The sequence below is a fragment of the Candidatus Babeliales bacterium genome (genome assembly GCA_035944115.1).
In the GTDB taxonomy this organism is placed as follows: Bacteria; Babelota; Babeliae; order Babelales; family Vermiphilaceae; genus DASZBJ01.
Window position 1 is genome coordinate 58,706 of record DASZBJ010000017.1, and the last position, 13,033, is coordinate 71,738.

Sequence of the window (13,033 nt, forward strand, 5' to 3'; positions counted from 1 at the left end):
CCATCACAATATAACTACTCTCTTTATATCACTTAATTTTACACACATTCCCGGCTATGCAATCTCCATAACGCCCGTACAATTGTTTTGCACCATGCAACAACACTCATATCCGCTTTATCTATATCTTCTACAGTGCAAAATGCATCCAATTCTACCGAAGAATCATCCACATCACCAATTACCGTCCATGTTTGTAAAAAATCATCAGACAATGTCGTCCATGTCTGAATAAAATCACTGGATAGCGTCGTCCAGGTCTGAATAAAATCATTTGATAAGCATGCACAATCTTGCGAAAGATCTGCTATCTCTTGAGAAACTTGTATCACATCTTGAGAAAGGCTGGTCACACTTTGCGAAAGATCTTCCACTGCTGTTGATACACTTGTCACATCTTCAGACAAGCAAACCAACTGCTGTGAAATATCACTCTGCCCCTGCACAAGACAGGTAACATCCTGCTGAATGCAATCAACAACCTCTAATGTATCTGCAACTTTACCTGATGTTTCTGACATGCTTTCTACAAGACCTGTTACTACCTGCGAAATAGCTTCAACAACTTGCGCCATATCCGTTACATCATTTGATAAATAACCAAGATCTCTGAGTACACATGCTACTCGTTCTGCCGTTAGTATCACATTACTACTTGTTGTACAAACAACCTCTGTTGTTCCTACCATATTATCTGCAACTTGCGCTAAAGATTGTCCAATAACTGTTACAATCGCTGACATATCCGTCACACTATTTGATAAACATCCAAGATCTCTAAGCACTCGTGCCACATTTTGTGCAACAACCTGGACACAATCAGCAGTGCCGACAACGGTCTGTGACATTACTGCCGTACTATCTACAAGAGCTGTCAAAGCCTGCGAAACACATCTTATAACCTCTGAAATATCTGTTACATTACTTGAAAGATACCCAACATCTTGTAAGATATGTACAATATTTTCGGATGTCTCCGTCACACAGACTGCGGTCTGTGCAACCACAGATGACGTTTCTGTAAAATCTTGCGTTAGATTTGTTAAGTTATATGAAACTAATCCTACAACTTCTGAAATATTCGTTACCGTACTTGAGATATATCCTGCATCCTGTAGCAAGCACACCACATTTTGCGCTATCTCTTGCGCATATACTGAAATATTTACAACCACCCCAGAAGTAACATCCATGGTAGCTATAAAATTAGTCAAATTTTGTGAAATCAAATTAACCACTACCGATACATCAATTACCGTAGTTGAAATATAGCCTGCATCTTGCAACAGCTGTGACAGGTTTCCTGCCATGATTGTTGCCATACTTGCCGTATTATTACCTACTCCCGAAGTAGCTTCCATATCTGCTGCAAATGTTGTCAAATTTTGCATAATCTGGCTTACATTTTGCGCGACAAGATTCACTACTCGTGATGTATCAACCACCGTCGTTGAAATATATCCTGCATCTTGCAATAGCCGCACTACATTTTGCGCTATTTGATCGACGCTACCAGCTAAACACAAATCATTAGCAAAATGTTCTTTTAAAATACCGGGAATCCCCGACGCTTTTATAAGATTATTTGCTTGCGTTAAAGCATTTTTTTTTGATGCACAAGAGGTCACATCTGCCTTTGTAATATCCATATTATAAACGTCGACATCTGCGAACGCCACATCATCACAAGCTAATACATCAAATGGTATTTGCAAACATAGCAATACAAAAAAAATCTGCGCAGCATAATTTTGTATGGTATCCTTCATAGCTATCTGCCCCTTTTTATACAAGTTAAACCACTCATTTAAAACTGCTTCCTGATACCTAAACATAAACCCCATTTAGGACATTTCATCTACTACTCATTCTCCTTCTTTTATACAGTAAAAACCCAAATATCATCTCACATTTTTCATTGATTATTCACGGGAAGTTTAATAAAAAAGGCGGTAAAAAAGACCTACTTTCATCCTTTTTTATATATCTAATAACTATTGAATACTTTGTAAATCTTTTTATAAGTAATGTCAACTTATCTCAGTATGATAAAACAGATATCCATAAATCCTGTATTTCATCATTTGACAGTACATTTTTAAAAAAACTCATGCTACTCATCTGTTCACTAGTGATACATAAAACATTTTTTGATTCAACTGGAACAGTTACCAAAGGAGGACAAAAACCATATCGGATACTATTATGCTTCAGAACTTCAGCGCGATATAAAAAGTTTAATAACTGATAGACTAAATCTGTTTTTTTTGTTGATTGCGGTATGGTAAGTAATTCTAATGATGCAAAGGTGCCACTCTTTGGTACAACAAATGTGATATTTTCATCTTCACGCATCACTTTCCACACATCAGAACTTATACCTACTACCACTGGGCAACTTCCTGATGCAAGCAACTCATCTGCTCGAGCCTCTGAATATACTTGTACAAATTTTTTCTGTTCGATCAATAAATCACGGACTTGCTGTATCGCTTCTGGACTACGTAATGCATCTATAGTGCCAAATATATATTTTGACGCTAACATAGCTACTTGCCGCGGATCATCTGGCATACAAATTGGATATGAAATTTGTTTTGTATCAAAAACAAAATCCCAATCTAATCCCTCTAAATCACGATTTATAACCTGTTTATTAATGCCTAATCCGAAAACTCCAACATAATAAGGAATAGAGTATTCATTGCGTGGGTCAAAATATAAATTACGGAATTCCGGTCGTATATCATCTATAAATGATAGTTTTGATACATCTATTTTTTGTACAATTTTTTCTTGAATTAACAGCTCTACCATATAATCTGTCGGGGAGATTAAATCATACCCATGCTCTTTAATGCTCGTTAACTTACTATACAATTCAGGATTACTTTCATAATAATTCACATACACCTTAATACCAGTTTCTGCTTCAAATTGTCGCAATACCGTAGTATCAAGAATCATAGGCCAAATCAAAATACTTATACTTTTTTTTTCATAAAAAAAACGTGAAAAAGCTGGCAACATCAAAAATAAAAAAAGAACCAATGCCCAAAACAATACAATCAACGTACGAATATATACAACTCCATACAATCTTTTCATGACAATATTTCCGTTTTTTTAACTTGCAACGAAAAGAATAATAAAACTAATAACCCACTAACCACCATCAACACAGTAGAAAGAACATTCACTACGGGAGTAGTGCCTGATCGAATCATTGAAAAAATATACATTGGTAATGTTTGAGTTTCTGATCCTGAGCAAAAGAAGGATATGACAAAATCATTAAGCGAAATAATAAAAACAAGTAATCCTGCAGCAAGAATCGAGGGCTTTAAGAGCGGAATAATAATGCGCCAATATGTTTGAGAACGAGTTGCTCCTAAATCAAATGAAGCTTCAATCAATGCATAATTTAACTCACTATATCTGCCATACACAATTGGTACCACATATCCTAAACCAAGCAAAGTATGTGCTGCGACAAGGGTCATAAAACCAGGAGCAATTGAACATAACGAAAAAAAACTGAGTAACCCAACTGCCAATACAATTTCAGGTGCTGCGAGCGTACCGTAAAAAACAACCATAGCACGCATCATAAAATTACGGGTCGCATATAAAACAAATGATACTCCCATAACAACACTCAATACAACCGTCATGCAGGCAACCAACAATGAATTATACAATGCATCCCACACTTGCGATGACCGCCATAATTCTGCATACCATTCTAATGTGGCCCCTTTCCACACATAAGGAAACACCGAGCTATTAAATGAAAAAACCATCAACACGATAATGGGTATATATAAAAAAAGATACATAATCCCAACAATCAATAATGTACAATATTGTGCTAATGACGATCGATGTACCATATGCTATGCGCCTCCTGATCTCTTTATGATACGCCCAATAAAACTATAAAGTAACGCTGCCCCTACTAACAAAACTAATACCGTTAATAAGGTAAATGCAGACCCAAGATGATAATTACGAGAAACCAAAAAATAATGGGTTATTAATGTACCAATGTACATCTGCTTACCACCACCCAATAATGATGGAATAACAAATTCACCAAATGAGGCTATAAATACTAAGAAAAAACTAATACTCACTCCCGAAAATGAGAGCGGTAAAATCACACGATGAAATGTTTGCCATGAGGTAGCACCAAGATCATATGATGCTTCAAGCATCCGTTTATCTAACTTTTCCAAAACTGAATATATTGGCATGACCGCAAAGGGAAAGTAGCAATACAACATAACAATATATATGCCAAACGTATTATTAAGTAGCATTAACGGTTGTGAAATAAGACCGATTTTCATAAGTACCGAATTGATCAGTCCATGCTTCTCCAAAACAAAAAACCATGCATATACCTGTACTAAAAAATTAGTCCAAAAAGGAAGTATCAACAAAAACAATAAAATATTTTTTACACGATCTGCTGCACCGGCCACATAATATGCAACTGGATAAGCAAGCAAAACAGATAATGATGCATTCACTAATGCCAAAAGAAAGGATCGAGCAATAATTGCGCTATAAATAGGATCAAAAAAAGAACTAAAATGTTCCAGAGTAAGACTACTAAAAAACGTATGCGCATCTTGTTTTACGAACCCAGAAAAAAGAATAATCGCCAAAGGTATGTAAAAAAAGACAACCTGCCACAGCAATGCGGGAACCGACATAAAAAAAGCAAATTCTTGATTAAATAGTTCACGCATTTTCATACGTAGTCCCTCATTATTTTTCAAGCATCACTACATTTTCTTTTTGCCAATACAAATGAACTCGATCATCATAGTCAATAGTTTCGGTAACAAAATGTTCTTCATTTTGCTCAAACACTTGCACCAAATGTTGCGGTGAAAGACGCACGTTATATTGCGTCGAACGGCCATGATATACAATTGATTCAACTGTACCTTGCAAATGATTAGAAAACCCAGTCAATGGTGTCTTACTAATATCAATTTTTTCAGAACGAATACTCATCGCAACCGAAGCACCTTCATGTGCCATATTACTATTCCTATCTAATGAAATCGGCAAACTACCAAGTTCAGGAATATGTATAGCCGCCTCACCAGAGCTCAATCTCACTGTGCCGTATAAAATATTGGCACCACCAACAAATTGCGCTACAAACGTGGATGTTGGAAATTCATAAATCTCTTTTGGAGTACCAACCTGTTCAATCTCACCATTTTTGTTCATAATCGCCATGTAATCTGCAACGGTTAACGCCTCAAATTGGTCATGCGTAACATACACAAACGTTGTTTTTAACGTATCTTGCAGCTCGATTAATTCTATCAACATCTGTTCACGCAATTTTAAATCAAGCGCAGCTAATGGCTCGTCTAACAATAATACATCCGGCTCATTAATGATTGCACGAGCAAGAGCAACTCGTTGCTGTTGCCCACCAGAAAGCTGTTGGATAGATTTATAAATATACCGCTCTAAATGTACCGTTTTCAAAATTTTCACCACACGACGCTCAACAATATCCTTTGGCACATTTTTTATCGTAAGCGCATATGCAACATTATCAAACACATTCATATGCGGAAACAGTGCATAATTTTGAAACACCGTATTCACTCTGCGTTCATTGATCGGCACATCAGTAATATCTTGATTACCGATAAACAGCCGCCCTGAATCTGCCGTCTCAAGACCCGCAATAAGTCGTAACAATGTTGTTTTGCCACTGCCGCTGGGGCCAAGAATAGCAAAAAACTTACCACTCGGAATAGTGAGACTCAACTCTTTTAGAATCGGTTCACCATTAAAAAATTTACTGACTCGATCGATTTTAATGCTTCTCATGATTTGTTCCAGTTCTCGCAAACAACATAGGAATAACGACGTCTGACAATGTACAAGGAATCACCACTGCAATAATTAAAAAGAGGAATACCATTCCAATGCTCGCATACCAGCAAGTAAATCCACCCCAAACAAGATAAAAAATCGAAGCGAATGAACTAATTAAAATATGGAAAAAATGAGAAAGCACAGAAAGCATGCCCTGCTTGGATGGGTGATGACGACTCATCACAACTCCATTTAAAAGACCAATGAATAAGAATGGTAAAATATTATGCATCTCTGTTAAGAAACACCAATGGAAGGACATATTCACTCCCAAAACTTCACCCGCCAAATACGGAATTACCGCATCCGACAATGTACAGAAAACTGTTGATGAAATAATGCCAACGAGTAAGCCTTGTAGCATGTTTTTTGAAAATCGGAAATAGGTGATTAAAGTTCCCGTAGACGCAAATAGAATATGCATAAAGTGAAAACTATGAAACAGGACCCCTGCTCCGTTGCGCACCGATGCATCATCTATAGATCTTACAATCGTAAAATAGGTTAAAAAACTGAGCACTGCTAAACCAATTGCCACCGAAAAAACTGCATATGGCAAATGACAGACTAATTCACCGATAAGAGTATGATCGTGATGCTCATCATACCCGTGATCATGACCATGATGTTGCTGATTTTTTTCAAAATTATTTTCCATTCTCTAGCCCCATAAATTTCATGTATTAATTAAAATTTTAACAATACTCTTTTTTTCATATAAATCAAACATTGTAATCACGCAATTTACAGGAATTGAAACGCGAGCTTGCTACTCTTCTAAGCGATTTAACTCTATATTGATAGTAGTTAACTCAGTGACTCGTGTACGATATTGAAAAACCGCCTCTGTATATAAAAATATTGCGGCAGCAGTACCCATAAGAGCAAATTTTAACGCCTCAATATCTTCCTTATTCACTGGACTTTTCTCAATAAGAACGTCAATATCTCCACCGCAATAAAAGGCCCTTGTGAATTCAATTAAAAATGGATCAAGTAAACCTTCTTTTTTTGACTCCCAAAATTTTAAAACTGCTTTTCTTTTGGTTAAATAAATCTCAGCTCTTTGAGCAACTAAATTGCTCGCCTCTAATACTTCCTGCGACTTAGCAACCTGAGCATTTCTAAGCTCTTCGAAGCGCTTCTGAATCTTATTGCCAAAACTTGCTACAGGCAATAGTAATAGCATCAATGCCATATTCTTAAAATTCATTTTTTATCCCTACATAAATAAATGTGAATGATATCTGCATCATAAAGATAAAAACAAGAGACGATGATTACAAAAAACCTAATTCTTCATAATCAAATCTATATGGCTTCCTTCTGCAATCGATGCAACTCAATATTAACATCTGTCAATTCATTGACTAATTTCTCGTAATGAGAGAGCGACTGCCTATATAAAAACTTTGCAACAGCGACCTCTATCAACAAAAATTTTAAATCTGCCCTAGTGTCATTGTTTAGTAGACTTCTCTCAATCAGAACTTCAATATCCCTCCCAGAATAAAAAGCCTCTATAAGTTCATCTAAAAAATCATTAAACAAATCTTCTTTCCCCAACTCCCAAAACTCTAAAACTACCTTTCGTTCTTTTAAATAAATTTTCGCTCTTTCAATACCCAAAGCAATTGTCTCTAATATATCTTGCGACTTAGCAACCTGGGCCTCTTTTAGCTCTTTAATCCGATTTTCAACCTGATTGCAAATACTCATCATTGGCAATAGCGTAAATAACACTAATGCTATATGCTTAAAATTCATTTTTTACCTCTAGTATGAATGATATATGTTAAAATTTAACATGCTCAATTATTTGATAATAACGTTTTTTGATGTTCACATTGTTTTGCTCTTAGCAAGATAGACGCTTCTATTGCTTTAATCTCTGCTTGTGCCATCTTTTCTCTTTCCTGGGCCAATATCGTTTGAGCTCTCGCCAATCTAGCCTCCGCTTCGGCAATTAAAATCTTGTTTTGGCGTTTTTTTCGCTCTTGCTCTTCTTGAGCTTCCGCAATTAAAAGCCTTTTCTGCCGCTCCCTCCGTTCTGTTTCTTCCTCAGTCGGGACAACATGCCGGTACAATTTATATGATCCATACGCAGCACCTCCCACCACTCCCGCTCCTACTATATAAGGGGTAGCTTTAACAGCCAAAATTTTCGCACCAGTCGCTTTTAAAAAGGTAAAACCTTTCATTGCACCTGCCGACGTCCCTGAACCTGTAGCTTTTATACCAGCAACAATAGCTGTCTTAGCGCCTGTAATACCCTCACCGATATATTCAACCACACCCAGCCCAAAGTTTCTCCCCAAGTTTGATGAAGTTGCCTCTATCTGTGGTAAAGAATCCTTCGTCACCCTTTCAATAATTTCAGCTGCTTTTTGTATGTTATGTCCTATTTCTGTTAAGCCCTCTTTAATGTTTTTGCTACTTTCAACCCCTGCTGTCCTCACCTCCCTAGCAGCGGCTTCTCCTATCCCATCATCTTTATTCTGAGCGTTTAACAAAAAAGATCCGAGAGAAACAAACAGCACGATCATCCCTTTTCGGCTTTTATCAATTAATAGCATGCACCTTACCTTCTTTCAAAGCAGCTACTTTTAGATTAATAGCGGTAAGATCATTTACCAAAGTATCGTATCGAAGTATCGTCTCTTGATACAAAAATTGAAGAACTATACCCCGCATAATATAAACCAATACAGTAATTTTTGTTTTTTTATTTATCCCTGCAATAAATTGCTCGATCCTGTTTCCAGAATAGAAATGCTTTGTAAATTCGATATAAAGCTGATCCACATCTTCCTCTGTTCTGCTCTTGTGGTACTTTGCAATCATATCTCTCCAATGCCAATAATCCGCAGACCGTTCTTCAACCATAGCAAGCACTTCTATCAATTCCTTAGATTTTGCAACTTGAGCTTCTTTCAGTTCTTTTATGCGACTTTCAATCTCGTTACCATAACTAACAACCGGCAACAACAACAGCATCAACGCCATATGTTTAAAATTCATTTTTACCCCTACATAAATAAATGTGAATGATATCTGCATCATAAAGACAAGAAATAATGTACCATTTTTTCCACTAAAACGCATGTCCTAAGGTAACAAACCATGCATACGGCAACTCGGTTGGATGAGACTTTCTCCACTTCCATGCAAAGTCAAAACGTACTGGCCCAATTGGCGTTGTATATCGCAAACCAAAGCCGGTTCCTGCTACCAAAAAGCGCTCTTGGTCTCTAAACCACGAACTGCTCAGGCCTCCTAAATCCTGGAACACCACACCGCGTAATGTTTTATAAATGGGAAACCGCAGTTCAAAGTTCATATTAACCATGGTTTTACCACCACGCGGAACAAATTGAGGGCAACCCGTGTCATCAACATACAATCCCAAAGGAGGACACCGATCTGTTTCATACGATCGTATTGAATTGGCACCGCCCAAATAAAACCGCTCAATCGGCATAATATTTTCAAGCTCTTGATGAAAGATATGTCCAACACGCAAACGACATGCAACTACCAAAGAACGCCATGAACGAACAAGCGACTGCTCCATAAGAAATCGTACAAAATAACTGTCCATATACTTTCCATCCATGGGAATCATACTTTTACATGACAGCAATGTGCTACTTCCCCATCTTGGATCTAATCGATTATCTAAGCAATCTATAAACAACGTAGGTTCTATCAAAAAATAGGGAATATTTTTATTTAATAATCGAGGGGTAAATTGAATTGCATGCGCCAAATTTTCAGTTAAACAAACCGAAGAGCATTCATGCTGGCAAACCGTCGTTTTTACCCATTCAACACCTATATTAACACTCGACTCCAAACACTGACGCCTATCAACGCCACCCAATAAAAATCCTTGCTGCGTCACTTGATACAAATTTTTCACGGTACCAAAAAGACCTGGCTGCTCATATCTATTACTATATAACTGAAATACCGTTCGAATTGGTATATTAAAAATCCACGGCCTACGATACTGCAATAACGTAGCTCGTTGCGAACGCGTAGCATCCGCCTTAAACAATAATTGATCGGCATAATTAAATGGATTTTTTATTAAAAAAGAACCTCCGGCGCGATACGTCAACCCCGCGTTACGCAATGATTTACTCATCTGCTGCGCAGCAAAACCAACACGTACTCGCAACTCAAATGGATCATCTTTTTGAATTTTTAATATAACGGTTTTAGGCTCATCATCGACAGCAGTTCGCTGTGGATATAACTGTATTGAATCAAAAATTTCTAGCTCCTTTAGCCGCAACATCGATTCTTTCAGTTGTTTACGATCTAGCACATCTCCTTCTGCATATCGCAACTCACGCATGATGTATTCAAACGGAAATGTTGCACTGCCCACGATAACCGTTTTGCCAAAGTATTCTTTCTCAGATGTTTTTTTAATATTCCAAACAATATGAATTTGCGTTGCATCCCGTTTTATCTCTGGCGTAATAGCAATATCTGCATATCCCTGCGCATGACAATACTGCAAAAGCCATGTCCGTTGCGCCAACAATAAATCCGTACTAAAGGGCACTCCCTGATCCGATTGAAATAGATCTACAAAAAATGGATTTTGCTCTAAATATTCATATCCGGGTATATCTATAGATGTAATATAACTACGCTCTCCCTCATGAAGGGTTACTACAATCTCATGCGCATGTACTTTTTTTACACAAGAAATATGAGAAACCTTCGCCTCCAAAAAGCCCTGTGATACATACCATGCAACTAACTCATTACAACACGCATCTAACAATGCCATGTCATATTCTTTTTTTTTAATAAACGACGAAAAATATTTTTTACTCAACTGAACTACATCGGTATGATGTATTCCTTGCAACAGGACGGATTTTACCTCTACCCGCATCCCTTCATTGATAATGAAAAAGCAACGCTCTTTCTCTTCTCGTACTTCAATTGCAGCGTCCCAAAACCCGCGCTTACGATACAGCTCCAGAATATCTTGTTGTAATAATGCGGCAGGAAGCAACCAAACAGAACGCCCAAATAGAGATATATGATCGAGCAACTGATCAGAAGAAAAAAAACGATTACCCAGAAAAACAAACTCTTTTTTCTTCTGTAATTTCACGGTAAACGTTAAATCTATATGTTTATTATGTGCACCAATCTTTTCATGCAGATCAACTATGACGTGAATAAAACCTTTATTAAACAAATACCGCTTGAGCGCACGTATCTGCTCATTCAATAGTTGCTTGTTATACCGAGCTCGTACCATTTTTTTAAAAAATCGTTTATATAACTTCGCTTGTAATTGACTACTATCGGACGCATCACCCGGTGCTCCTTGTTCCACCTGCAACGTAACGTCTCCCACCAAAAACGATACTCCTTTATGCAAAAAAAGATGCACTACCATCGTTTTAGTGGCATCATCCCGCACAATTTTGCTTTCTATTATTGCATTGCAATATCCTTGCACTAAAAAGGCCTCTTTAATTTTCGCAATAGAATGGTCATGCTTTGTTTGATCAAATCGCTCACCTATATCAAGAGCATAATATTTTCTATATCCCTCTTTCCCCAATAACATGCCATGCAATTTTAATTTAGAAATTGTCCAGAAGCCAATAAGAGTCATATGGATACTCATACCATTACCGTGGGGGGCGCAGGTCAACACAACTTCTTCGAATTTACTTTTTTTAAACAAATGCGTAATAGCGCGCTCAATATCACGCGCAGCAACTAACTCTCCCGGACGCATATCCACCAAATACCGAAACTCTGCTTCTTGAAAATACACATCTGATGTGTAGGTAATATTTTGCAAATAAAATGGCTCTGGAAAAAGCGTTGCTACTCTTTGCCCTATACCATCTTGCTCTGCTGTAACCTTAAGCTCAATAGCCGCGCAGCCCATTAAACGAGCAGAGGCAATAACACTAAACTGAAACATCAAAAAAATAATCGCAAATATACGCAAGGCAGGATCCAAAATTGACAAAATTTATCGAAAAATATCTTTAGAAAGAATAACAAAATCAGGGTGTTTGGACAAAACATTCATAATGATCTGCCATTCCTCTCTATTTCACAGCTATCGGCACCTCAAACTTCTTGAATGGATTTGAGCACAAACCTAAGCCCTGTACAAAACCCTTGATTTTAGCGCCTTTCATGTGGCACAATACAAATAGAATCATACAGAAGAACCTTTTTATAATAAGTACAATTTGGAGGCACCATGAACACAAAAAGCTCAAAAATATTATTACTAACCTTTGCCCTGTACATCCTACCCGCTCCCCTTTTTGGAGCTAATCCACAACAGCGAAAACTTTTAATGCAACAACGGCTACAACAGAAGCATGCCAAGGCGCCACGCCTTATTATTAATCCACTGGAACAAATGCTTCTTGAACAGGGTTTAGCCCCTGAATTACTAGAGCAAGAGGTTAAAAGAATAAGCTTATTTGAGTCCAAGCGTCAGGCCTCTGCCCCCTCGCAGGGTCAGGCTGCCGTTGATTCATCCGCAGAGCAGGAAAGAAGTCGATGGCATGCCGCATTTGCCGTTTTAGCAACAATGAAGCCCGCGACACTAACAGTCACTCTTACAAAAATAGACCAATATGGATGGAACCCATTTCTTGATGCCGTCGCAGATGCACCTGTTGATGTGATTGCCACCTTAAAAAACTTTTATGACAATGCAGATATTGATGTCACAACTCTTCGGATCCCTGATGGAAAAAATGCCTTGCAAGTTGCGCTTCAGATCGACGCCACAGGTAAACCACGTTCTGCAGTCATCAAATATCTAAAAGATGTTATCTTTGGAACAAAGAAAAAGGCTGCCCAACAAGAAAAAGCGTTTGCAGTCGCTGAGCAGGGAGAGGCCGCAGCAACGCAAGAGGACGAAGATTTCATCAGACTCCTGCAGGCACAAACTTGGGGAGAAGAAATGCCAAATGAAGAAGAATTGCCTGCCGCGAAACGCGAACAAAAAAAGAAAAAAAAGAACAAGAAGAAGAAAAAACTATCCGAAGAAAAAGAATAGAAATGGACTTACTTACAAAAAATATAAGGCGGCATTACCAACCAC

The 13,033-nt window shown here is 37.7% G+C and carries 12 protein-coding genes; 1 reads left to right on the top strand and 11 read right to left on the bottom strand.

From position 1 onward, the window contains the following. Positions 1–38: 38 nt before the first annotated feature. The 11 genes from VGT41_02200 to VGT41_02250 all read right to left on the bottom strand — a co-directional run bounded on the left by VGT41_02200 (position 39) and on the right by VGT41_02250 (position 11,914). Positions 39–1,769 carry a methyl-accepting chemotaxis protein gene (locus VGT41_02200; protein ID HEV2601085.1) on the bottom strand — a complete coding sequence of 577 codons (1,731 nt, stop codon included), beginning with the start codon at positions 1,767–1,769 and terminating at the stop codon, positions 39–41. Positions 1,770–2,040: 271 nt separating this feature from the next. Continuing rightward, positions 2,041–3,108 carry a spermidine/putrescine ABC transporter substrate-binding protein gene (locus VGT41_02205; GenBank protein ID HEV2601086.1) on the bottom strand — a complete coding sequence of 356 codons (1,068 nt, stop codon included), beginning with the start codon at positions 3,106–3,108 and terminating at the stop codon, positions 2,041–2,043. Continuing rightward, positions 3,105–3,893 carry an ABC transporter permease gene (locus VGT41_02210; protein ID HEV2601087.1) on the bottom strand — a complete coding sequence of 263 codons (789 nt, stop codon included), beginning with the start codon at positions 3,891–3,893 and terminating at the stop codon, positions 3,105–3,107. Before VGT41_02210 ends, VGT41_02205 begins: the two co-directional genes overlap by 4 nt. Before the next feature lie 3 nt (positions 3,894–3,896). Beyond that, complete coding sequence (locus VGT41_02215; GenBank protein ID HEV2601088.1) at positions 3,897–4,763, bottom strand: ABC transporter permease; 867 nt, start codon at positions 4,761–4,763, stop codon at positions 3,897–3,899. Between the two features lie 13 nt (positions 4,764–4,776). Further along, positions 4,777–5,868, bottom strand: a complete 1,092-nt coding sequence (locus VGT41_02220) for an ABC transporter ATP-binding protein (protein ID HEV2601089.1) — start codon at positions 5,866–5,868, stop codon at positions 4,777–4,779. Continuing rightward, a complete protein-coding gene (locus VGT41_02225) occupies positions 5,855–6,574 on the bottom strand; it encodes a hypothetical protein (protein ID HEV2601090.1) in 720 nt (239 codons plus the stop codon). Before VGT41_02225 ends, VGT41_02220 begins: the two co-directional genes overlap by 14 nt. 111 nt (positions 6,575–6,685) lie before the next feature. Continuing rightward, a complete protein-coding gene (locus VGT41_02230; protein HEV2601091.1) occupies positions 6,686–7,129 on the bottom strand; it encodes a hypothetical protein in 444 nt (147 codons plus the stop codon). A gap of 98 nt (positions 7,130–7,227) precedes the next feature. Continuing rightward, entirely contained in the window at positions 7,228–7,683 is a 456-nt protein-coding gene (locus VGT41_02235) for a hypothetical protein (GenBank protein ID HEV2601092.1), read from the bottom strand. A 44-nt stretch (positions 7,684–7,727) separates the two neighbouring features. Beyond that, complete coding sequence (locus VGT41_02240; GenBank protein ID HEV2601093.1) at positions 7,728–8,492, bottom strand: hypothetical protein; 765 nt, start codon at positions 8,490–8,492, stop codon at positions 7,728–7,730. Then, positions 8,479–8,937 (bottom strand): hypothetical protein, encoded by a 459-nt coding sequence (locus tag VGT41_02245; GenBank protein ID HEV2601094.1) that lies wholly within the window; start codon positions 8,935–8,937, stop codon positions 8,479–8,481. The genes VGT41_02240 and VGT41_02245 overlap by 14 nt, the downstream gene beginning before the upstream one ends. Before the next feature lie 73 nt (positions 8,938–9,010). After that, positions 9,011–11,914, bottom strand: coding sequence for a BamA/TamA family outer membrane protein (locus tag VGT41_02250; GenBank protein HEV2601095.1), 2,904 nt, complete (start codon positions 11,912–11,914; stop codon positions 9,011–9,013). Positions 11,915–12,175: 261 nt separating this feature from the next. Here VGT41_02250 and VGT41_02255 point away from each other — a divergent pair, with 261 nt between their 5' ends. Then, on the top strand, positions 12,176–12,988 hold the full coding sequence (locus VGT41_02255; protein HEV2601096.1) for a hypothetical protein: 813 nt from the start codon (positions 12,176–12,178) through the stop codon (positions 12,986–12,988). The last annotated feature ends 45 nt before the right edge of the window (positions 12,989–13,033 follow it).